This is a genomic window from Pedobacter sp. AC163 (genome assembly GCF_979258665.1).
The window spans coordinates 2,008,824-2,032,247 of record NZ_OZ409872.1 but is presented as its reverse complement, the minus strand read 5'-3'; the positions used below and the strand labels follow the sequence as shown (position 1 = coordinate 2,032,247).

Below are 23,424 nucleotides of genomic sequence, written 5' to 3'. Positions count from 1 at the left end.
CAACATTTGGCTGCGGGCTTAAAATATTATTGATACTGGATGTAAATTGGTTTTGGTGTAAGTTTTAGCAATTCCTCTGGCGTCATCAATCTGTTAGGTGCTTTCTTTAAATCATTTTTATAGAATAATTTGAAACCTGTAAACTGAACCGGTTCGCTTTGAATAAAATGTCTGTATGTACCTTTTTTCAACTCTGGTTCGCCCCAACCATCCATATGCATTACAACCTGTACCTCTGGGCGCAATTTAATGTTTTTAGAGTTGGTTACCATTTTTTTGGTGAAACGGTGCAATACAAAAACTTTTGGAGGCAGGTTATATTTTTTAACCAAATCTGCTAAGTAACCTGTTACATAGTTGATATCAGCTGCATCATAGGTACCTATCTTTTTACCTGGAAGTGATCCATCTTTCATGGAGAATTCAGGATCGATACCTAAGTGTACGTAGGGTAATTGTAAATATTTCTCGATGTGAGGTAATTCTGCCTTAATGGTACTTAACGCCACCTGAAGATCCAAAAATACGATCGTATTGGGTTGCATCTTTGAAATTTTCAAAACCGAATCAATCTGTTTATTACCCATGCGGTTGATGTATTTTCCATCTTTACCTGGCGTACCGCTAGCTACTGCTGCGATGTAATGTAAACCTGGCTGAACTGGAGTAGTTGGATCTGCTTTCTCCCATTTTTTTACTTCGGTGTTTAAGCGTTGCCACATCTCTTTAGGAGCATATTCGCCTAAAGCACCCATTTTTTTTGAGTGCAGGTTACCATAATAAACCACAATACGTTTAAATGGCAATATTGCTCCAGCTAGTGGTGTAGGTTGGTTTTTAACGGGCCATCTGCCTGTGGTATCACCGTTAGCCAATTTTTTATCTAAAGAGTCATATAGTTTTCTATCAACAGGTTTCATGACATTTACTGTTGAATCTGTTTTCTTTTTAGAAGTGTCGGCACTTGAGCCATTGCCGCCGCCATTTTTGCCATCTGCTGTGCAGTTAGCAAATAAGGTTACTGTAGCAAGCCCGAGCATTAAAGTACCTGCTAATTGAGGAAGTTTCATAGATATTTATTATAGTATTAAGGTGTAGACAGTTTTTCCGAATCTGTTTTGCATGAAAGTAGGATGGAAAACCGGTAGTTTAAAATAAAGTAATTAACATTTACACATTGCAGAATTTGCCAAATACACCTAAGGGTAATTTAACGCCTGCTGAAGCTTGTAAATATAATTCTCCGGTTTCTAAATTTTTAACGCTAGGGAATGAGGTGCGAATTAAATTCTCTACAATTACGGAAGAAAATCCTAAAGAATAAGTATTCAAAATTAAAAAATGTTCTTTCTCATCTAAAAGATGAACAACATCTTGCATCATTTCTTGAATATGATCTTCCAACTTCCATTTTTCGCCATTTGGTCCATGACCGTAAGCTGGTGGATCGAGGATGATTCCATTGTATTTTTTTCCTCTTTTAAGTTCTTTTTTAACGAATTTTAAAGCATCCTCCACCATCCAGCGGGTGTTTTTTAATCCAGAAAGTTCCTGGTTTTCATTTGCCCAAGTAACCACTTGTTTAATAGAATCAACGTGAGTGGTTTCTGCACCTGCTGCGTTTGCAATAAGTGATGCTGCACCTGTATAAGCGAAAAGGTTTAATACCTTAGGCTGCGGTGTTTTAAATTTTTTGATGGATGATGAGATAAAATCCCAGTTTACAGCCTGCTCTGGGAAAACACCAACATGTTTAAATGAAGTTAAGCCTAAACGTAGTTTAATGGCAACTTCGTTGTTTTTGTATTCAACATGCCAACGGTCTGGAATCGATTGGTTTTTCTTGACCCATTCTCCTGAAGTTGCTGAGCGACCTCTAAAAGTAATGTTAGCTGTTTTTTTCCACTCTTGCTCTGATAACGTTTTTTTCCAAACCGCCTGAGGTTCCGGACGAATCAAAATTGCAGTACCAAAACGTTCTAATTTTTCAAAATCCCCGCAATCAATCAGTTCATAATCTTTCCAATGGGTTGGGGCTAATAATTGTATCATGTATTAAAATAACTTTAAATTTGGATAACTTCTGATGTATTGGTCATCAGTTATCAGTGTTAAATCATCTGCTACAGCTTGCGAAATGATCATTCTATCAAAAGGATCTTTGTGAATAAATGGTAAGGATAAATATACTTCGAAGTTTATTTTATTTAGTTGAAGTATCTTTATATCAAAATTGTCTAGTAAAATGTAAATGGATTTTAGATCATCTTTGAGCCTAAGTTTTCCAATATTCATCTTAATTGTAATTTCCCAAATACTCACAATGCTGATAAACTTTTCTGTCTGTTTATCATTTAGAATTTCAATGATCTCTTCACTTATTGAGGATTCTCCATTTATAAAGAATAAGAATATATGAGTATCAAGCAGGAAACGCATTACATGTAATCTTTAAATTCATCCAACGGTTTGTTAAAATCATCAGATATATAAAGAATAGTTCCCTTCGCTGCTCCATATAAACTTTTTGGTTCTTCAACCACATTATTATTCTCTTCAGATGGTTTGAAGAAGTTTTTAGCGTGCTTAGCTTTCAAAAAATCAATAAAATCTTCTACCTCATTTACCATGCCTTCTGGTAAGGTTTCTAATTTTTTAATGATATTTTGTGTAGCCGTAGTCATAGCCAAATATAAGAATTTTCTTAAAACTTGTCTTTTGCGGCTTTCATGAAGCGACTTGCGAAAACGAAATCATTAAGTTCTTTAATTTCTGTATGGGCAATTTCCTTATTGCTGCCTTCCCAAAATTTCTTTCCTTCGTGTAAAAATAAGATGTAATCGCCAATACCCATCACCGAGTTCATATCGTGAGTAACCACGATCGTTGTGGTTTTAAATTCCTCAGTAAGTTCTTGGATTAATTCATCAATAACGATAGATGTTTTCGGATCTAAACCCGAGTTTGGCTCATCACAAAATAAGTATTTCGGGTTCATCGAAATAGCCCGGGCAATACCCACACGCTTTTTCATCCCGCCAGAAAGCTCTGCAGGGAAAAGCTTGTTTTTACCTGCCAGGTTTACGCGTTCTAAACAGAAATTTACACGCTCTATCTTTTCTTTGCGAGTTTGATCAGTAAACATGTTTAAAGGAAACATGATGTTATCCTCTACCGTCATACTATCAAATAAAGCCGATCCCTGGAAAAGCATGCCAATTTCTTTCCGAACTTCAATACGTTGCTCGTAAGTCATTGGCGTAAAATCACGCCCATCGTATAAAACAGAACCCGAATCTGGCTGGTGCAAGCCAACCATACATTTCAAGAGCGTTGTTTTTCCAGATCCAGAGCCTCCAATAATTAAATTGGTTACTCCTTCTTCAAATTTTCCTGAAATGCCTTTTAAAACGTCGTTCCCAGAGAATGATTTGTATATATCTTTAACTTCAATCATTACAATAACAGTTGAGTAACCAAATAATCGCAAACAAGAATAGAAATACAGCTAATAACAACCGCTCTTGTACTTGCCTGTGAAACCTCTAAAGCACCACCACGAACATAGAAACCTTCATAAGCCGGTACCGAGGTAATGATGAAGCCAAAAACAAAAGCCTTAACTAATGCCACAACGATAGTGTAAGGATTAAAATCTGTTGTAATCCCTTGGATATATTCGGATGGGGTAACTGCTCCGGAAATTGATCCACCTATGTAACCACCAGAAATACTTAAAAACATAGAAATGATAACCAACATGGGAACCATTGTTATTCCAGATATAATTTTTGGAAGAATGAGGTAACCAGGTGCGTTAATGCCCATAATTTCTAAGGCGTCAATTTGTTCAGTAACACGCATCGAACCAATTTCTGATGAGATGGCCGAACCTATTTTACCTGCTAAAACAATAGCGCTAATGGTTGGGCTCAACTCTAAAATACTCGAATCTCGGTTTACCGAACCGATAATGGTTTTAGGAATAAAATCACTTACCAACTGGAAAGCAATTTGTAAAGTCATTACAGCGCCAATAAACGTAGAAATGATGGCAATTAAACCCAAAGAACCCACGCCAACATAATCCATTTGTTTAGCGATTTCTTTGAGATATATTTTCAGTTTTTCCGGCTTTCTGAATACAGACTTGAGTAGCAGGATGTATCTGCCGAAATTGGTAAAATTCATTCCGTATGTATTGCTTAATTTAAATGATCATTTTATATTACTACAAAGAAACGATAAAAAAGTTGGAGCGCTTTGATAATTGCGAAAATATTCGTGGTTTAGAATATAAATATGGTTTTTTGTCAACAAAAATTAATTAATGACTATGAAAGCGGTAATAACAGGAGCAACAAAAGGAATTGGTAGAGCAATTGCAATTAAACTCTGGAAAGAAGGTTATCATTTGGCGCTGGTAGCTCGGGGTTTGGAAGAACTTAAAGCATTAAGAGATGAATTATTTCTCATTGGGAGAACAGTTTTAATATACGCAGTAGACTGCGCAGATAAAGATGCAGTTTATCAATTTTTAAATGATGTAGAAAACGATTTTGGTTTCGCAGATGTATTGGTTAATAATGTTGGTGCTTTTTTACCTGGAAGTATGTTGGATGAAGACGATGAAGCTTTCGAAAAACAACAAGCCCTTAATGTGAACGCGGCTTATTATATGAGTAAATTTTTTGGAAAAAAAATGCGTACAGCTCAACGTGGGCATATATTCAATATTTGTTCGGTAGCAAGTAAAGCCCCTGTAGAAAATGGTGGAAGTTATAGTGTAACAAAAGCAGCGATGTTAAGTCTTAACAATGTATTGCGGCAAGAGTTAGGTCCTCAGAACGTTAAAGTAACTGCTTTTTTGCCGGGTTCAACAAAAACCTCATCCTGGGCGGGAACAACTATTCCGGATGAAAAATTTGTACAACCCGAAGATATTGCAGAAACGTTATTTACCATTTTAAACTTAAGTAAAGGGGTAAATGTTGATGAGGTTTTGATTACTCCGCTGAATTTTTAAACACACACAAAATGAACAGCGTTATGGAAAAGAAGCTTTTTAGAAACGAACACGATAAGATGATTGCCGGTGTAGCTTCTGGACTTGCAGATTACATGCAAGTAGAGGTTACCATAGTGAGGCTATTATTTGTGCTATCAACCATATTTATGGCTGGAGCCGGCTTAATTGCTTATGTCGTAATGTGGATTATCGTGCCGGTTAACAATGACCCATCGTTAAAATTCACAAAATTTAATGATTATTTTAACAAAAATAATCCAAATACACCGCCATTTGGAAATGCAAATCCTTTTGGAGGAACTACCAATACTGGAAATACAAACTGGTCTCAACCGATAAACGAAACGGAGAAAAAACCATTTGAAACGCAGCCAGACTTTGGTAAAATGAGCAAGCCGAACGATGCTGGAAGAACCGTGGCTGGTTTACTCCTTTTGGTAATTGGTTGCATATTTTTGATGCGGGAGCTTGATTTTATTCCCGAATGGTTTACCATTCGCAACTTCTTCAAGTTTATGTGGCCGCTTATTTTTATCGCTTTAGGAATTGGCATTATTGCGAAATCAAAAAGAAAAAATGAATGGGCAACATTCGAAAATCAACAAGCCCAGGAGGAAGAAAAAAAGGCTGCCGATTTTACTGAAACTACAGTGGTAGAAGAGGAACCGAAAAACGACAACAATTCTACATCAACTACTCACCCTCAAGCATAAACATGATGAAAATAGATAGATTAATTTGGGGTATTTTACTGCTTTTTATTGGTGGTGTACTTCTACTAGAAAACTTTGGTGTTATCGATTTTTACTGGCGTAGCATTTGGGGCTTTTGGCCAGTGTTTTTAATCATTGCTGGTTTAAACATATTATTCAACAGAAACAATTCGCAAACCGGTAGCATCATTTCGGTTGGAGTTTTAGTTGTGGCATTAGCATTTTTATTTTATAAAGGCCAACAAGAACCTAGTCAAAGTGGTTGGTGGGGCCATAAGTTTAAGAAAGATATCGATATTAATATCGATGACAGCGACAATGACAACGATGATGAAAGTGACCATACCGATACAGCATTTAATAGCTTGAAATTGGCGGAGCCTTTTGTTGAAGCGGAAAATGCTAAGAAAACCGTTTTAAATATTTCCGGTGGAGGAATTTCATTCAACCTGGACGGCGAAACTTCTGAACTGATTAATGCCCAGGTTAAAAAAAGCCATGGTAACTTTTCGTTGAAGAAATTAATTACCGATTCGGCAACTGTGCTTACTTTTAGCATGGATGATAGGAAAAGCAAATGGAAATTTGGCGAAAATGGTAACGATGTAGATTTTAAATTGAACAAAGCTGCCAATTGGGATATTCTAATGAAGCTTGGTGCTGGTGAAGCCAATTTCGATTTCGCTGATTACAAAGTTCGTACTTTCCGCTTTGATGGTGGTGCAGCAGCGCTGGATATTAAATTCGGCGACTTACTTCCCATTACTGATGTGATTGTAAAATCGGGAGTGGCTGATGTGAAAATTAAAGTGCCAACCAATTCTGGTTGTCGCATTAAAACAAAAACAGGCTTATCTGCAAAAGATTTTGAAGGTTTTGAAAAACTAAGCGATGGCGTTTATGAAACCTCAAACTATAAAACATCAACCAAAAAGATTTTTATCAATTTAGACGGCGGATTAAGTAGCTTTGAAGTGTCAAGGTACTAGAAAGCTCAAAGAATAAAGCGAAGAGCTGGATGTTCGTAAATAAGATATTAATCATACAAAGCCCTCGCTTCTGGGGAGGGTTGGGAGGGGCTTATGGAATACACAGTTGTAATTAATGGAAAACCTCAAGGCCCATATAGTTTAGCTGAACTTAAAAATTTAGATATTACACCCAATACATTCATTCGCAAACCAGGAATGGATGACTATAAAGAAGCTCACGCGATGGAAGAATTGCGTGAGCTTTTGGGTTTTAAGTATCAAAAGACAGCACCTCAATATTTTGCCGCTTTCGATCAGCGATTGTTGGCTTCGGTGATTGACCATTTCATCATCTTTGGATTTTACTCGGTTATCATTTTAGTTAGCTTTGTTTTTATCGAAGGGAAAGATGCCCGCATAATGGCATTTTTGATTCCATTCCCATCAATTTTTGTCATCAAGCTTATTTATGGGAGTGTTGCCGAATCTTCTGCTTCACAAGCTACAATAGGAAAAAAGTTACTCAACATTAAAGTAACTGATCTCGAGGGATCACGGATTTCATTTGGTAGATCTTTAGCAAGAAATTTCTCCAAAATCCTTTCCGTAGTGCCAGTTTTTTTTGGTTATTTGTACAGCTTCCTCAATAAGAAAAACCAGTGCTGGCATGATATTGCAGCCGATGCGCTGGTGATTAAAGATAGGCTGATATAGAATAAAAGTCATTCTCTCCTTCAAAATTCTCTCATTCAAATTTCTATCTATATCTTTGCAATCACATGGAAAATTTATCGGTAAAGCATGATTTAGAAGGCGGTTATTGTAACAGTTTAACCACTTATTCGAGGTTTTTAACTCGCGAAGTAAAAATCGGTGACATCGCTTTGGGTGGTCACAACCCCATTCGAATACAATCTATGACCACTACTGACACCATGGATACCATCGGAACGGTTGAACAAACCATACGCATGGTAGAATCTGGCTGTGAATATGTTCGAATTACCGCTCCAAGTATAAAAGAGGCCGAAAACTTAGCCAATATCAAAAAAGAGTTGCGTTTCCGTGGATATGATGTTCCGCTAATTGCTGATATCCATTTCACGCCGAATGCTGCAGAAATGGCGGCAAGAATTGTGGAAAAGGTGCGTGTAAACCCTGGTAATTACGCCGATAAAAAGAAATTTGAAAATCTAGAGTATACTCAAGATGCTTATACCGCAGAGCTGGAAAGAATCAACAAAAAATTCATTCCGTTAATAAAAATCTGCAAAGAGTACGGAACAGCAATGCGTATTGGTACCAATCATGGTTCGCTATCTGATCGGATTATGAGCCATTATGGCGATACGCCACGAGGAATGGTAGAATCTGCGATGGAGTTCATCCGCATGTGCGAAGCGGAAAATTACTATAACCTGGTTATTTCCATGAAAGCCAGCAACACACAGGTAATGGTTCAGGCCTACCGTTTGTTGGTTGAAACCATGGTGAAAGAAGGGATGAAATATCCGTTACACCTAGGTGTTACCGAAGCGGGCGATGGCGAAGACGGTCGCATTAAATCAGCTGTAGGAATTGGAACTTTACTAGAAGATGGTTTAGGTGATACCATCCGCGTTTCATTAACCGAAGATCCTGAATTTGAAGCGCCAGTTGCTAAAGCATTGGCAGATCGATATGCTTTAAGAAGTCGGAAGTCGGAAGTCGGAAGTAGAGAGATTGATGACGCATCTAGACTTCGGACTTCGGACTTTAGACTACAGACTTATTCACCCTATGCCTATTCTCGCAGAGTTACTGAACCCGTACAACATATTGGTGGTCACAACCATCCGGTAGTCATGATCGATGTGTCGCAAGAAAATTTAAAAGATCCTTATTTTTTAAATGCTGTGGGCTATAACTATAGCGCAGGATTAGATAAGTACAACTTAACAGATCAAGCTTGTGATTTGGTTTTTTTGGGAGATAACTTGCCCTCATTTTCGTTTCCCGGCAACTTAAAACAAATTTATAACCATAAAACATGGTTGGCTTTAAAAGACAAACATAATTGCCACCCTGTATTTTCTTTAGATGAATTTAATACCTCCACTATTAAGGATGAGCATTTAAATTTTGTGGAGATTGACGCAACGCAGTTTAATCATCTATCGTTACATCAATTGGTAAATGTCGTTTTTATATTAAATACTTCTGCTCAACACGGTATGGCCGAACAACGAGCTTTCTTTGTTGCGCTACAGGAAAAGAATCTACAGATTCCGGTAATTATTAAGAGAACTCACAAAGATTTGGATGCAGATAATTTGCAATTGTATGCCGCCACTGATTTAGGCGCTTTATTTACCGATGGGTTTGGCGATGGAATCTGGATTGACGCCGCAAGACAAAATTTAGCCTTGTTGAATGCGACCAGTTTTGGCATTTTGCAGGCAACCAGAACAAGAATTAGTAAAACTGAATATATTTCTTGTCCGAGTTGTGGAAGAACACTTTTCGATTTACAGGAAACCACTCAATTAATCCGATCACGTACTGACCATTTAAAAGGTTTAAAAATTGGGATCATGGGTTGCATTGTGAATGGTCCCGGTGAAATGGCTGATGCCGATTATGGTTATGTAGGAACGGGTCCTGATAAAATCACCTTGTATCGTGGACAAGAAGTAGTTAAGAAAAATGTAAATACAGCCTTTGCTTTAGATGAATTGATCGATATTATCAAAGGCGACGGAAATTGGATAGAGAAGGTTTAAAAATGTTTTAGGTCTCATGGTCTGTGTCCTAAGAGATCATTATAATCCATTCAATTTCTGTCTATGAGGACACAGACCGAAGTATAGAAGGTTTAAAATCACTTCATCATAAGACAAATAATGCTGATTTGTTAATTGGTTTTACTATTTTATCCAAGTTATTAAGCTATAACTCAAATTAATAGTTAACCAAATTATAATGAAGAATGTCATAAAAATTTTTGCAGGACTATTATTGATGTATTTCGGTTTTAAATTGGGGATAGATACCGATGAGATGATTGATAAAAGTGAAATAAAGAAGTACAAAAATCTTTGTGAAAGAGGAATCATGACGAAAGGATATTTAACAGATTCAATTGAAAACAAAAATATAAAGTACACATATAATTTAGAATATAGTTATTTGGCAAATGGAGCTACATACAAGCTAAATCGCACAGCTCCTATAGGAGCTTTTGAGGATAGTATATCTGTTTGGTTTGATAAAGATTCACCCTCAGTTCATTCGACTTCTGAACCTTGTAATTTTTTGAAAAACAGTATTCAGTCAAAAGAGATTGGTAATCCAAAGTTTTACACAGTTTTTGGAATTATCTTAGTATTCATTGGCCTAATTTTACTTATTAATTCTACCAGGGAGTTAATAGGAATTTAGGTAGGCTATTTTTTATATGCAATCTACAACTCAACCCATGGTCTGTATTACGTTGTATTAAGTCGATCTTTGAGCACACAGACCGAGGGATTAAAGTATATACCATCCGCAAATCCATGGTCTGTGTCCTCACAGATCATTACTAAAGCGATCCTAAAAATATAATCAATAAACCCCTAAATTACCGCTATGCGCATCCCTGAATTTCAAATTATTTTTGGTGAACTTAGAAACTGGCTTTCCAGCAGAGGATTAACTGGTGGCGAGTTAATTTATTCTTATTTCTTCATCGGGTTAGTTGGTGTTACGCTATTCCTTTTTATCACTATATTTTTAACTCGGCAGGCCTTTATTGCTGTTGTGAAAAGCGCCAAAACAAAGTCTAACTGGCAGAGTGCACTTTTCGAATTTAGAGTATTTAGGGCTTTTGCACTAATTTTTGGCGCCTACATTATTTATAACGCTGTTCCTTTTGTTTTTGTCGATTTTAAGGTTTGGTTGTTCTACGCCTCAATTTTCGCTAAAATATACATTGTACTTGCGGTAATGTTCGCGGTAAATGCTTTCTTGAATGCATTGGTTTCCATTATGGAAGCCTCCAAAAAATATGCTGATAAACCGATTAGAAGTTATAAGCAGGTAGCAAAAATTGTTTTCTATATCGTAGGGTTTGTACTGATCTTATCGATTATTTTAAACCAGTCTCCATTGTATATTTTCGGAGGTTTTGGTGCAGTAACAGCTGTTTTTATTTTGGTTTTCCGCGATCCGATTTTAGGTTTTGTGGCCTCTGTGCAAATGAGCGCCATCGATTTAGTACGGGTGGGCGATTGGATTACCGTCGAAAAATACGGTGCCGATGGCGAAGTAACCGAAATTAACTTAACGACTATAAAAGTTAGAAATTGGGATAAAACCGTAACGATAGTTCCAAGTTATGCCATTGTAAGTGAATCTTTCAAGAACTGGCGGGCTATGGAAGAGAGCGAAGGACGGAGAATTAAGAGACACATCAACATTAAAATTTCGAGCATTAAATTTTGCGATGATGAGTTGATTGGCCGTTTAAAAAGCATCGATTTCCTAAAAGATTATTTGAGAGAAACGCAGTTACAAATCGAAACTTTCAACGCGGAGAACACTGTAAATCCGAATAATCTGGTCAACGGCCGGCACATGACAAACATAGGAACCTTTAGGGTTTATGCAGAGAAATATTTGGAGAGTAATCCACACATCAATACTGACTTAACCTTCATGGTTAGGCAATTACAGGCCACAGAGAATGGTTTACCTATCGAAATTTATGTGTTTTCGAAAGAAAAAGGACTGAAGAAGTTTGAAGAAGTTGCTGCAGATATTTTTGACCATTTACTTGCTGCAGTTCCTTATTTCGATTTGGAAATTTTTCAAAGCCCGAGTGGAAGCGACATGCGAGGTTTTGTAGGAAGAGGGAATGATTAAAATTGCTGCTGTCATTCTGAACATAGTGAAGAATCCCTGAGCTATTGACTCTGCCCTAAAATACAGAATTCCATTTTTTAGGTGTAGGATAATTGATCATTGCTTTTCATCGCCTGCAGATTCTTCGTAAACTCAGAATGACAGCGAGCCTTGTTATTCCCCCAAAAATGTTAGAACCTTCTCGCAAACTTTAAATAAAAGCGGAGGTAGAGTTTCATTCTCATAAGGATGAGAAGCGCCATAAACGTGGTTAGCTCCTTCAATCTTCACCAACCTGCTGTTCGGATTCGCATCAGCCAACTTTTGTGCATTCTCAAATGGAACATTCACATCATCATCGCCCTGAACAATTAACCACGGAATGTTGACGCGTTTCGCTGCATCGATAATATTGAAAGTTTCAGCATGTTCTTCAAAATCTTCGAGCAAAGTAACATTTAGTGGCATTTGCTCTTTAGTCCTGGCGTTAACCACATAGATTTTACCTGTTTTTTTCCATTCGGCTTCCTGCTCTTTTTTCCATAAACTATCAAAACTTGAAATCGCACTCCAGGTAATTAGCTTTTGTATTCTTAAATCGTTTGCTGCCTCGATAATCGCCAGTCCGCCGCCTCTGCTATGCCCAATCATATTTACTCCCGTTTCCTTTCCATACGCTTTCTCAATGTAATCCAGCAAGGCATTAACATCAAATAGCTCCTTCGAAAAAGTGTTGCTGGCGAAGGTTTCCAGGTCGGTAACATCTTTTGGCTGATCAGTTGTTACGCCGCTATGTGATAGATTAAATTTAATATAGCGATAACCGTTTGCTGCAAAATAGCGGGCAACAAGATTATGGGCACCCCAGTCTTTAAAACCTTTAAAGCCATGAACAAAAAGTATGATAGGCGTATTGGGGTTTTTATCGTCGAAAGTAATGTCGCCGATAATTAATTTTCCATCTGAACCACTAAGGCTAAACTCATTTTGCATAATCATCGTTTAAGGTATTGGTACAATTTATAAACCTACAAATTATAATTTTGTTGTATTTTAATCCGAGTATCAATTATAAGGGCGTACCATCCCTGTTTTCAACGGAAAGATCCTGGCGGGATAGGTTGGTTTTTATTGTTGAGCAGCGACCTGAGTGATCTAAACCTGATTGAAAGAAAAGCCACAATTTTTCATTGTGCTTGCAGGGAAAGCAGGACGAACATTAAAATGAAACACTGTTCTTGCTTTTCTAAAAGCGATTTGAAGATTTTGTCAACAGAATGCGCCTATTTAAAACCGTTCTAAATTGATGTAAATTACAGATTAATGACGTTCGCAACCGCTAACCGTGTTACTTTTGTTTCCCGATAATAGTTAATAACGGAAGCACTTGGAATATTTAAAAGTAATAGCTTTTACGCATCACCACATCGACCTAAAATCTTTAGGGAAATTGGTTATTTGTGATCAAAGTTTAGATAGCAGGTTGAAGAATATTCAAACAGAACTTCCGGTTAGTGAAATATTTTACATTGGTACATGTAATCGTGTAGAGTTTGTTTTTCTTACTAAAGAGAAAACTGACAAGGAATTTGTTACCCGGTTTTTAACCGTTTTGGATATGGGCTTACCTCCAGAATTTATGGAGCGTTTTCTGGATAACGTAACGGTTTACGAGAACGAAGAAGCTTTTAATCATTTGTTAAGAACATCTTGCTCTTTAGAGAGTTTGGTTGTTGGCGAAAAGGAAATTCTTGCTCAAATACGTAAAGCTTATGAAAACTGCCGTGATGCAGGTTTTACAGGCGACTACATGCGTATGATTATGGATAGGGTGGTGAAGACGGCTAAAGAGGTTTATACCCATACTAATATTTCAAAAAACCCTGTTTCGGTTGTTTCTTTGGCTTATCGTAAGCTTAAAGAATTAAATATGTGTGGCAATTCGAGGGTGCTGATTATTGGCGCTGGCGAAACCAATCAGAATATTGCCAAATACCTTAACAAACATAAATATTCTAACTTTTCTATTTTTAACCGTACGCTTTCTAAAGCTGAAACTTTGGCTGCGGAGCTAAACGGCAAAGCTTATCCTTTAAGCGATTTAGAAGATTTTACCGAAGGTTTTGATGTGATTATTACTTGTACAGGCTCTACAGAAGCTATTATTGACGAAGAACTTTATGCTAAGTTGCTGAATGGCGATACTGGCAAAAAGGTGATCGTTGATTTAGCGATCCCGAATGATGTTGCGCCTGCAGTAATACATAATAACCTTGTTCATTACATTGAGGTTGAATCTTTAAAAGAGGTTGCCCGCAAAAATATCCAGGAACGTTACAACGAATTGGTTCATGCGGAAGATATCATTAACAACAACATCACCGAATTTTTTACTGTTTTAAAGCAACGCCGCATTGAGCTGGCTATGCAAGAAGTGCCAAGGAAGATTAAGGAAATTAAAAATACAGCTTTAAATGGTGTGTTTGCCGATGAAATCAGCCAGATGGATGAAGCTTCTCGTGAGGTTTTAGAACGGGTGATGAACTACATGGAGAAGAAATGTATCAGTGTTCCGATGATTATGGCCAAAGAAATTTTGGTAAAAGAATCATAATGTAACTGCTCTAAAAAATTATCTTTCAGAGCAGTTAATCTTTTAAACCAAATACTCAAATAAAGTTTGATCCTGGTTTAATTCTATAATCTCAAATTTGAAATCTTTCATACGTTGCAATAAACTTGCATAATCGTCTTTGTCGGTTAATTCTATACCCACTAAAGCTGGTCCGTTTTCTTTATTTGTTTTTTTGATAAATTCAAAACGGGTGATATCATCATGTGGACCTAAAACCTCGTTTACAAACAATTTTAAAGCACCCGGACGCTGTGGGAAACGAACGATGAAATAATGTTTCAAGCCCTCAAACAGTAAAGATTTTTCTTTGATCTCCTGCATGCGTTCGATATCGTTATTGCCGCCGCTAATTACACAAACGATTTTTTTTCCTACAATCTGATCTTTCACTTGCTCCAGCGCTGCTACCGAAAGCGCCCCCGCAGGCTCTACCACAATTGCATCTTCATTATAAAGTTTTAAAATGGTGGTACAAATTTGCCCTTCGGGGATTAAATAAGTGGAGCTCAATAACTCTTTGCAATAGTTGTAGGTAATCCAGCCCATTCGCTTTACTGCTGCACCATCAACAAAACGCTCTATGTTTTCAACGGTTATTGGACCACCATTTTTAAGCGCCTCACTTAACGAAGGGGCACCCATGGGTTCTACACCGAAAATTTTAACATCGGGCTTTACAGTCTGTAAATAGGCGCTTACGCCAGAAGCTAAACCACCTCCACCAACCGGAACTACAATGGCATCAAGCTCAGGTAAATCCTGAAAGATTTCCATAGCAACGGTTGCTTGCCCTTCAATTACTTTTTCATCATCAAAAGGAGGAATGAAGGTTGATGATTTTTCGTCGCAATAAGCTAAAGCTTCTTTTAGGCAATCATCAAAAGTATCGCCTACCAAAACAATTTCAATGTTATCGCCACCAAACATATTTACCTGTTTGATTTTTTGCTTTGGCGTTATCTCGGGCATAAAAATTACGCCTTTGATACCCAGTTTTTTGCAGGAATACGCAACCCCTTGTGCATGGTTTCCGGCGCTTGCACAAACAATGCCGTTTTGCAAGGCATCGGCATTTAAAGTGCTGATTTTGTTATAAGCACCACGCAATTTATAAGAACGTACAATTTGTAAATCTTCTCTTTTAAGGTAAATGTTGGCATTGTATCTTAAAGATAAACCTTCGTTTAGCTCGAGAGGAGTGCGTTTTACCACACCTTTTAAGGTATGGTATGCACTTTCAAAATCAAAAGTATTTTTTATGGTGTCGTTCATTTTTTAACCCCAAACCCCTAAAGGGGCTTTTAGTATTGTGTATATATCTTGCTAATTTTTTCAAAAGCAGGTTCAGTGCTTTTTCGGTTGTTGTAGCGCTTCCGTTTTTGGCTGTCCGGCAGGCGTTGCAATTTTTTAGGGAATTGATTTGTAAAAGGAAGTCAAAAACCACCCCCGACCCCTCCTTGAAAATAAGAAGGGGAGCTTCCCTCAAAATTATTTAATCATTTTCTTTTCTCTATTTATTATTGCGAGGGACGAAGCAATCTTAATACTCAAGAATATTCCTCTCGCTTTAAGATTGCTTCGAGCCTCGCAATGACCATTCTATTTATGTTTTCAGCTTAACCTTTCAGCTTGTTTACAAAAACTTGTTTATTGCGTCTAAATATGCATTTGCCGAAGCTTTTACAATATCCGTGCTAAAACCAAAGCCTACGAAGGATTTGCCATTGTAATCTACTTTCATATTCACTTTACTCACGTCGTCGCTTCCACCATGCATGGCTTGTATCGTAAATTCTTTAAGCGTAATGTCTTTATCAATTAAGCTTGAAATTGCATTAATAGTGGCATCTACAGGTCCATTTCCTTCTGCCTTCGCTTCTTTCTCTTCGTTGTTGTATTGCAGCTTAATCGTAGCCGTTGGGTTTACCAAATCCCCACAAACTACTTGAAGCAAGTTCAATTTATAACCGTTAAGGTATGAAGGTGTTTCTCCATCACTCATTAAAAAAAGTAAATCGTCATCGGTAATGTCTTTCTTTTCATCGGCTAAAACTAAAAAACGCTCGTAAACATCATCAATGTTAATTTTATCAATGTCGTAATCTAAGCGTTCTAAATGGTGCTTTAACGCATGGCGACCGCTTCTTGCAGTTAATATAATGTCAGCGCTGTTTAAGCCTACATCTTCGGGATTGATAATTTCATAGTTTTCACGATGTTTTAAAAATCCATCCTGATGAATACCAGAACTGTGTGCAAAGGCATTTTTACCAACAATTGCCTTATTTGGCTGAACAGGCATGTGCATCATTCGGCTTACCATGCCACTAATTTCGGTGAAATGTTTGCTGTTGATGCCTGTATGTAAACCCAAACTATGGGTTTTTAAAATCATTGAAACTTCTTCCAATGCAGTGTTTCCCGCTCTCTCACCGATACCGTTAATGGTACATTCAATTTGACGGGCACCGTTTACTACACCTGCAATACTGTTTGCTGTTGCCAAACCTAAATCGTTATGGCAATGTACAGAGATAATAGCCTGGTCGATATTTTTTACGTTTTCTTTAAGGTAAAGGATTTTAGAACCGTATTGATCAGGCATGCAATAGCCATTCGTATCTGGTATGTTTACAACCGTTGCACCAGCGGCAATTACTGCCTCAATCATTTGAGCCAAGAATTCATTATCTGCTCTTCCGGCATCTTCTGCATAAAATTCTACATCCTCCACAAATTTCTTAGCATATTTTACAGCCTCAACTGCTCTTTCTAAAATCTTCTCGCGGGTGCTATTAAATTTGTATTTAATGTGCATATCAGAAGAACCAATTCCGGTATGAATGCGTGGATATTTTGCATACTGTAAAGACTCTGCCGCAACATCAATATCCCCTTTTATAGCACGTGTTAGCGCACAAATGGTTGGGTTTTTTATTGCTTTTGATAATTCTACAACGCTCTGAAAATCGCCAGGACTGGATATCGGAAAACCTGCCTCAATTACATCAACGCCAAGTAATTCCAAAGCTTTAGCGATTTCAATTTTTTGGTTGGTATCTAACTGGCAACCTGGAACCTGTTCTCCATCACGTAAGGTGGTGTCGAAAATATATACTTTATTGGGATCGTGTATCATTATGCTTGGGGGATTGTAGTTGATTTTTGTGATAAGAATTTTAATACCAATTTACCCATCTCGGCGGTGCCTAAAACTTTAAATCGGTTGGTGGTTTGGTCGGCAATATCATGTGTTCTGAAACCTTCTTTCAAGACTTCGTCAACAGTATCGACCAATAATTTGGCTTCTTCTTTTAGTCCGAAACCAATTTCGAGCATTAGCGCTGCCGATAGGATGGAAGCCAGTGGATTTGCCAAATCTTTTCCGGTAATATCGTGTGCCGAACCGTGAATCGGCTCGAAGAAACCAGTGCTTTCGCCAACAGATGCAGAGGCTAGCATACCCATCGAGCCTGCAATTTGAGAAGCTTCATCCGTTAAGATATCGCCAAATAAATTTGCTGTTAGTACCACATCAAATTTTTTCGGGTTTTTAATTAACTGCATCGCCGCGTTATCGATAAACATGTGCTCCGTTTCCACATCAGGATATTGTTTTGCAATTTCCTGAACAGTTTCACGCCATAAACGGGAACTCTCTAATACGTTCGCCTTATCGACCGAGCATAATCTTTTTTTGCGTTGTTGCGCAGCCTGATAAGCTTTATGTGCAATACGCTCCACTTCGTAACGGTGATAAATCATTAAATCAGAAGCGGTATTTCTATCCTCCGAACGAGATTTTTCACCGAAATAGACGTCGCCAGTTAGTTCACGGAAGAATAATATATCAGTTCCTCTTAAAATTTCAGGTTTAATGCTCGATGCCTGAAGAAGTTCGTCAAATAGTAATATTGGGCGGAGGTTTGCAAATAACCCAAGTTCCTTACGGATTTTTAACAAACCTTGTTCTGGCCTTACTTTTAGGCTTGGGTCGTTATCATATTTGGCATGGCCGATGGCTCCAAACAGGATGGCATCGCTTTTTCTGGCTTTTTCTAAAGTTTCATCTGGCAGTGGTTCACCAGTAACTTCAATCGCCGCATGTCCCATTAAAGCCTCATCGAACACAAATTCATGTCCAAAGATTTCAGCAATTTTTTCTAATGCTGCTTTTCCCCACGTGGTAACTTCGGGTCCAATACCGTCTCCAGGTATTACTAAAATGTTCTTCTTCATTGTATTGTATATTGCCGTCATTGCGAGGTACGAAGCAATCTCAGTTAGATAGTACGGTGCAAAAGGTTGCTTCGTACCTCATCATGACGAATTTTGGTGTTTAAACTTTCGACGATTTTTACTTCGCCGTTTTCTAATAATATTCTCTTTTCTATGCAGGTTGGCAGCTGCGATTCAAAGTGGCCAACGTAAATCATCGTCATGCCGTTATTGCACAACTCATCAATAAATTGATTAAAAAGTTTTGTTTGCTGCTGGTCTAAACCCTGACATGGTTCATCCAGAATCAATAATTCGGGATTTTTGATGATGGTTCTTGCCAGCAAAACCAAGCGTTGCTTTCCTAATGGAAGCGAGCCTAATAGCTCGTTCTTATTTTCGCTTAGCCCAAAATATGCGATCAGTTCATTTACCTGCTCAATTTTTGAGTAGGGTAATTGCTGAAATAAGCCAACGGTATCATAAAAACCGGAAGCAATACTTTGCCAAACGGTTGAGCTAGCATCAAAATACCAATGAAACTCAGGGGAGATTAAACCGATATGTTGTTTAATGTCCCAAATGCTTTCGCCACTTCCCCGTCGGTTACCAAACAAATAAAGTTCGTTGGCATATGATTGCGGATGATCACCGTTTATAAGACTCAATAAAGTTGATTTGCCAGATCCGTTATGGCCTTGCAGTAACCATTTTTCGCCAGCATTAACTTCCCAATTGATGTTTTTTAAAACCTGTTTTTCGCCATAGCTAATGTTAACATCAACCATTTTCACAATATTTTTCGAAGAATATATAGGTGATTCCTTAAGAAAATCTGGAATTTCTCTTGTATGTTTTTCTTCAAAAACTGATGTTATAGGTTTTGAATCAGAAACTGAAATTTGACCATTTACTATTTCCGCAAAACGATTAATAGCGCTTGGTAACTCCGAATCGTTGGAAATTAAAATCAATTGAACACCATCCGTTGAAACTTCGTCTAATAAAAGGTTAAGGTTTTTACGAGATGCGGCATCCAGGCCTGTATAAGGTTGGTCGATAATTAATAATTGCGGCTTCAACCATAAAGCTTTAACCAGTTGCACTTTTTTATGCTCCCCACTTGATAACTCAATCAATTGAGAACTGGCAAATGTTGTAAAGTGTAGTGCTTCTAAAATCGGTTCTACGTGATCAAAATGTAGATGGTTCTCTTTGCCGAAATCAACTAATTCTGCATGAACAGTTAAGGTATCTTTAGCCTGCTGACTGGTATAGCGCTGTTGATAATAGAAGTTAGCGACGCCTTCCAGGTTTTTAAACTGATACCAGCTTTCTACAAATAAAACCTCTGCTGGTAAATTGCTATTGTTATTGAAATTAATTTTTACCTCGCCAGCTGCACTTAACAAGCCTGAGATAATTTTAGCTAATGAGGTTTTTCCGCTTCCACTCGTGCCACCTAATGCCCAGTTTTCACCACGATAAATAGTCCAGTTCAAATCCTTTAACACCGATTTTTGTTGGTGTTTTAAGGTTAGGTTTTGAATGTTGACTATACTTTCTTTCATGGTTATTAATTCCTGCGGTTTGATGACACAGATTGATTGATTACACTGATTTTTACTGTCGTCATTGCGAGGCAAGAAGCAATCTTAATGCGATGGTTTAAAGAACCTAGCAATAGTTGTTGGATTGCTTCGTTACTCGCAATGACGATTGTCTTAGCTTTTTGCTTTAATCTTTTCGATATTAATTTTTTTCAAATTCCTCAATCAAATCTTTTTGGGCTAAAATGAAATCTATGTCATCATAACCATTAATCAGGCAAGATTTTTTATATGCGTTAATCTCAAACTTTTCAGTAGCGCCTGTTTCTACAATCGTAACCGTTTGGTTTTCTAAATCAACTTCCAAAGGAGATTTTGCATTTGTATCCACTGCTGCGAAAATCTGAGCTAGAAATTCTTCGCTAACCTGAATAGGTAACAGGCCGTTGTTTAGTGCATTGCCTTTGAAAATATCGGCAAAGAAACTACTGATTACGACATCGAAACCTGCATCCTGAATAGCCCAGGCCGCATGCTCACGACTGCTACCACAACCAAAGTTTTTTCCGGCCACTAAAACCTGACCGCTATAAGTTGGATCATTCAGCACAAAATCAGCTTTAGGTTGATTATCGTTCTCATAACGCCAGTCGCGAAACAGGTTTTCGCCAAAACCATCACGGGTGGTCGCTTTTAGAAACCTCGCCGGAATAATCTGGTCGGTATCAATGTTCTCTATGTTTAAAGGCACTACTGCCGATGTTAATTTTGTGAATTTTTTCATTGTACAAGTATCAAGTTGCGAGTTTCAGGTTTCAAGAACCGTTATATCGCCTTTTTTTTATTTATTTGCAGCAAATACTACAAAATTGTAATACTGATAATAGCAATTTGCATTTTGTAACCCCGCTTTTTCAAGCCATTCTAACTGCGGTTTTAAAGGCGCCATAATATCAATCTTAATTCGCTCAAATGCACTTTGTTTCTCTTCATCCGTTAAGTTAGGACTTTGCTCCACATGACTTTTCCAATTTTCAGTATATACTTTTTCTGCTATTTCAGTTGCGCCTAAAACCTGATCAGCGTTGATAAACCAACCTCCAGGTTTGAGTGTTTTTGCAATTTTGCTGAACAACTGTTGTTTCAATTCATTTGGTAAATGGTGTATTGCCAGTCCTGAAACTACTAGTTCATAATGATTTTCTGGTAAATCCATAGTGGAGAAATCGGCATTTAAAAAACTAATGTTTTTATTTCTCTCGAAACGCTCCTCAGCTTTTTTAAGCATCTCTTTAGAAATATCAACCAAAGTGATTTTCGCCTTTGGGTATTTCTCATGAAAGAATGCACTCATCAATCCTGTTCCTGCACCAATATCCAAGATGTTCTTAATTCCTGAAACATTTTCAGACAGCGATAAAGCGGTACCATAAAAATCATCAAAACAAGGTATAAGGAAACGCCTTTGCCTATCGTATTTTTCGGATACTGCATTAAATTGGTTCTGTATCTCTTGTAATGTTTCCATTTTTGTTTGTCTTTGGTTATGGGTTATTTGCTTTACCGTAAATCATTTACATTTAAGCTATCTCACCTCAACATAATGTTCAACAGTTGGAAAAGGATCATAAAAATGATGCAGTAGCTTTTTCCAGTCTTGGTATTCTGCAGAACCTCTAAAACCTTCGGTATGTGCTTTTAATGTTGCCCAGTTTACCAGCAAAATATATTTGTCAGTTTCTTCCAAACACTTTTTTAGTTGATGCGAAATGTAACCTTCCATGGAGGAAATGATTTTTTGAGCTTCGTTGAAAGCATTTTCAAAATCGGCTGATAAGCCAGCTTTTACATTTAATATCGCAACTTCTAAAATCATATTTTCTTAACTTTTCGTCATTGCGAGGTACGAAGCAATCTCTCATGTAAAATAGATTGCTTCGTGCCTCGCAATGACGACTAGGTTAGGCCACCTTCTACCGGTTCAAGCATTTCTCTAACATCCGTGATCACGCCGGTTACGGCAGCGGCAGCAGCTGTTAGCGGACTGGCCAGTAACGTTCTGGCATTCTGTCCTTGTCTACCTTCAAAATTTCTGTTCGATGTAGAAACGCAATATTTTCCAGCTGGAATTTTATCTTCATTCATCCCTAAACAAGCACTGCAACCTGGTTCACGTAATTGGAAACCTGCTGCTTCGAAAATTTTGTCTAATCCTTCGTTTTTAGCCTGTTGCTCTACTTGTTTAGAGCCCGGAACAATCCAAACCGTTACGTTATCCGCTTTGCGTTTATCCTTTACAAAATCAGCTACTTCGCGTAAATCTTCTATACGAGAGTTGGTACAACTTCCAATGAAAACATAATCAACAGGTTTTCCAATTAACGACGCATCATCATCAAAACCCATGTAATCTAACGCCTTTTGATAAGAAAGTTTTTCTTTCTCAGGTTGAGCATTGGTTGCAGGGATATGTTCTTGAATTCCCATTCCCATTCCCGGATTGGTTCCGTAGGTAATCATTGGCGCAATATCTGCTGCATCGAAAGTTAATACACTATCGAATTTCGCATCAGCATCGCTATATAAAGTTTTCCAATAAGCCAAAGCTTTATCCCACTCTTCGCCAGCTGGCGCAAATTCTCTTCCTTTAATATAATCGAAAGTAGTTTGATCTGGTGCAATTAATCCACCTCTGGCACCCATTTCTATGCTCATGTTGCAGATCGTCATTCGGGCTTCCATACTTAAAGCTTCAATTGCAGAACCCGCATACTCAATGAAATAACCCGTGCCACCAGCTGCAGAAATTTGAGAGATGATGTAAAGGATAATGTCTTTTGCACCAACACCTTTTCCTAATTCGCCGTTAACCTCAATTTTCATGGTTTTAGGTTTTGATTGCAATAAACATTGCGTTGCAAAAACCTGCTCCACTTGCGAGGTTCCGATACCGAAAGCAATTGCGCCAAAAGCACCATGTGTTGAGGTGTGACTATCTCCACAAACCATCGTTTTTCCTGGTAAGGTAATACCCAATTCAGGCCCGATTACGTGGACAATGCCTTGAAAAGGATGACCTAAGCCATACAATTCAATCCCAAATTCTGCACAATTTTTGGTCAGCATATCTACCTGGTATCGAGAAAGCTCTTCTTTAATTGGCTGTAACTGGTTTAAAGTTGGCACGTTATGGTCGGCAGTTGCCACCGTTTGTTTCGGACGTAAGACAGGCAAACCTCTTTTGCGCAGACCATCAAAAGCCTGCGGAGAAGTTACCTCGTGTATTAAGTGTGTATCAATGTATAAAATATCAGGAAATCCCTCTTCGCTTTTTACAACGTGTGCATCCCAAATTTTTTCTACTAATGTTTTTGACATCTTGTTAATCTTTTTTAAACCTCGCAGGTTTTTAAAACCTGCGAGGTTTGGTTTTGTATTTAAAACC

General features: G+C 37.8%; 23 protein-coding genes. 8 read left to right on the top strand and 15 right to left on the bottom strand.

Annotated features, from left to right (window positions below):
* Window positions 1-26: 26 nt before the first annotated feature.
* The 6 genes from ACZZZK_RS08565 to ACZZZK_RS08540 all read right to left on the bottom strand — a co-directional run bounded on the left by ACZZZK_RS08565 (window position 27) and on the right by ACZZZK_RS08540 (window position 4,191).
* Window positions 27-1,070, bottom strand: coding sequence for a hypothetical protein (locus ACZZZK_RS08565; RefSeq protein ID WP_463483783.1), 1,044 nt, complete (start codon window positions 1,068-1,070; stop codon window positions 27-29).
* A 100-nt stretch (window positions 1,071-1,170) separates the two neighbouring features.
* The gene (locus ACZZZK_RS08560; protein ID WP_463483782.1) at window positions 1,171-2,052 is read right to left on the bottom strand and encodes a class I SAM-dependent methyltransferase; all 882 of its coding nucleotides are present in this window, start codon (window positions 2,050-2,052) and stop codon (window positions 1,171-1,173) included.
* Between the two features lie 3 nt (window positions 2,053-2,055).
* Entirely contained in the window at window positions 2,056-2,439 is a 384-nt protein-coding gene (locus ACZZZK_RS08555) for a type II toxin-antitoxin system VapC family toxin (RefSeq protein ID WP_056851564.1), read from the bottom strand.
* A complete protein-coding gene (vapB, locus tag ACZZZK_RS08550; protein ID WP_056851565.1) occupies window positions 2,439-2,684 on the bottom strand; it encodes a type II toxin-antitoxin system VapB family antitoxin in 246 nt (81 codons plus the stop codon). The genes ACZZZK_RS08555 and vapB overlap by 1 nt, the downstream gene beginning before the upstream one ends.
* 20 nt (window positions 2,685-2,704) lie before the next feature.
* On the bottom strand, window positions 2,705-3,457 hold the full coding sequence (locus ACZZZK_RS08545) for an ABC transporter ATP-binding protein (protein ID WP_056851566.1): 753 nt from the start codon (window positions 3,455-3,457) through the stop codon (window positions 2,705-2,707).
* Window positions 3,457-4,191: an MlaE family ABC transporter permease gene (locus ACZZZK_RS08540; RefSeq protein WP_056851567.1), complete on the bottom strand. Its 735-nt coding sequence runs from the start codon at window positions 4,189-4,191 to the stop codon at window positions 3,457-3,459. Before ACZZZK_RS08540 ends, ACZZZK_RS08545 begins: the two co-directional genes overlap by 1 nt.
* Window positions 4,192-4,336: 145 nt before the next feature.
* Between ACZZZK_RS08540 and ACZZZK_RS08535 the strand changes: the two genes are divergently transcribed.
* The 7 genes from ACZZZK_RS08535 to ACZZZK_RS08505 all read left to right on the top strand — a co-directional run bounded on the left by ACZZZK_RS08535 (window position 4,337) and on the right by ACZZZK_RS08505 (window position 11,597).
* Window positions 4,337-5,026, top strand: coding sequence for an SDR family oxidoreductase (locus ACZZZK_RS08535; RefSeq protein ID WP_463483781.1), 690 nt, complete (start codon window positions 4,337-4,339; stop codon window positions 5,024-5,026).
* A 23-nt stretch (window positions 5,027-5,049) separates the two neighbouring features.
* Complete coding sequence (locus ACZZZK_RS08530; protein ID WP_463483780.1) at window positions 5,050-5,742, top strand: PspC domain-containing protein; 693 nt, start codon at window positions 5,050-5,052, stop codon at window positions 5,740-5,742.
* Window positions 5,743-5,744: 2 nt separating this feature from the next.
* Entirely contained in the window at window positions 5,745-6,731 is a 987-nt protein-coding gene (locus ACZZZK_RS08525) for a LiaF transmembrane domain-containing protein (RefSeq protein ID WP_463483779.1), read from the top strand.
* 93 nt (window positions 6,732-6,824) lie between these two features.
* Window positions 6,825-7,427 (top strand): RDD family protein, encoded by a 603-nt coding sequence (locus ACZZZK_RS08520; RefSeq protein WP_463483778.1) that lies wholly within the window; start codon window positions 6,825-6,827, stop codon window positions 7,425-7,427.
* 65 nt (window positions 7,428-7,492) lie between these two features.
* A complete protein-coding gene (ispG, locus tag ACZZZK_RS08515; protein ID WP_463483777.1) occupies window positions 7,493-9,475 on the top strand; it encodes a (E)-4-hydroxy-3-methylbut-2-enyl-diphosphate synthase in 1,983 nt (660 codons plus the stop codon).
* A 199-nt stretch (window positions 9,476-9,674) separates the two neighbouring features.
* Window positions 9,675-10,133, top strand: coding sequence for a hypothetical protein (locus tag ACZZZK_RS08510; RefSeq protein ID WP_463483776.1), 459 nt, complete (start codon window positions 9,675-9,677; stop codon window positions 10,131-10,133).
* Between the two features lie 189 nt (window positions 10,134-10,322).
* Window positions 10,323-11,597 (top strand): mechanosensitive ion channel family protein, encoded by a 1,275-nt coding sequence (locus ACZZZK_RS08505; protein ID WP_463483775.1) that lies wholly within the window; start codon window positions 10,323-10,325, stop codon window positions 11,595-11,597.
* Window positions 11,598-11,750: 153 nt separating this feature from the next.
* Here ACZZZK_RS08505 and ACZZZK_RS08500 read toward each other — a convergent pair whose 3' ends face one another.
* Window positions 11,751-12,569 (bottom strand): alpha/beta hydrolase family protein, encoded by an 819-nt coding sequence (locus tag ACZZZK_RS08500; RefSeq protein WP_463483774.1) that lies wholly within the window; start codon window positions 12,567-12,569, stop codon window positions 11,751-11,753.
* Between the two features lie 394 nt (window positions 12,570-12,963).
* Between ACZZZK_RS08500 and hemA the strand changes: the two genes are divergently transcribed.
* Window positions 12,964-14,190, top strand: a complete 1,227-nt coding sequence (hemA, locus tag ACZZZK_RS08495; RefSeq protein ID WP_463483773.1) for a glutamyl-tRNA reductase — start codon at window positions 12,964-12,966, stop codon at window positions 14,188-14,190.
* Between the two features lie 42 nt (window positions 14,191-14,232).
* Here hemA and ilvA read toward each other — a convergent pair whose 3' ends face one another.
* The 8 genes from ilvA to leuC form a co-directional block, all read right to left on the bottom strand.
* The gene (gene ilvA / locus ACZZZK_RS08490) at window positions 14,233-15,483 is read right to left on the bottom strand and encodes a threonine ammonia-lyase IlvA (RefSeq protein ID WP_463483772.1); all 1,251 of its coding nucleotides are present in this window, start codon (window positions 15,481-15,483) and stop codon (window positions 14,233-14,235) included.
* Between the two features lie 361 nt (window positions 15,484-15,844).
* Entirely contained in the window at window positions 15,845-17,350 is a 1,506-nt protein-coding gene (locus ACZZZK_RS08485; RefSeq protein ID WP_265798113.1) for a 2-isopropylmalate synthase, read from the bottom strand.
* Entirely contained in the window at window positions 17,350-18,450 is a 1,101-nt protein-coding gene (gene leuB / locus ACZZZK_RS08480) for a 3-isopropylmalate dehydrogenase (protein WP_463483771.1), read from the bottom strand. Before leuB ends, ACZZZK_RS08485 begins: the two co-directional genes overlap by 1 nt.
* 44 nt (window positions 18,451-18,494) lie before the next feature.
* Window positions 18,495-20,000: an ATP-binding cassette domain-containing protein gene (locus tag ACZZZK_RS08475; RefSeq protein WP_463483770.1), complete on the bottom strand. Its 1,506-nt coding sequence runs from the start codon at window positions 19,998-20,000 to the stop codon at window positions 18,495-18,497.
* Between the two features lie 181 nt (window positions 20,001-20,181).
* Window positions 20,182-20,763 (bottom strand): 3-isopropylmalate dehydratase small subunit, encoded by a 582-nt coding sequence (gene leuD / locus ACZZZK_RS08470; RefSeq protein WP_463483769.1) that lies wholly within the window; start codon window positions 20,761-20,763, stop codon window positions 20,182-20,184.
* A 57-nt stretch (window positions 20,764-20,820) separates the two neighbouring features.
* Complete coding sequence (locus ACZZZK_RS08465) at window positions 20,821-21,507, bottom strand: class I SAM-dependent methyltransferase (RefSeq protein ID WP_463483768.1); 687 nt, start codon at window positions 21,505-21,507, stop codon at window positions 20,821-20,823.
* A gap of 57 nt (window positions 21,508-21,564) precedes the next feature.
* Window positions 21,565-21,855 (bottom strand): antibiotic biosynthesis monooxygenase family protein, encoded by a 291-nt coding sequence (locus tag ACZZZK_RS08460; protein WP_463483767.1) that lies wholly within the window; start codon window positions 21,853-21,855, stop codon window positions 21,565-21,567.
* A gap of 80 nt (window positions 21,856-21,935) precedes the next feature.
* Window positions 21,936-23,357, bottom strand: coding sequence for a 3-isopropylmalate dehydratase large subunit (gene leuC / locus ACZZZK_RS08455; protein WP_463483766.1), 1,422 nt, complete (start codon window positions 23,355-23,357; stop codon window positions 21,936-21,938).
* Window positions 23,358-23,424: the final 67 nt, after the last annotated feature.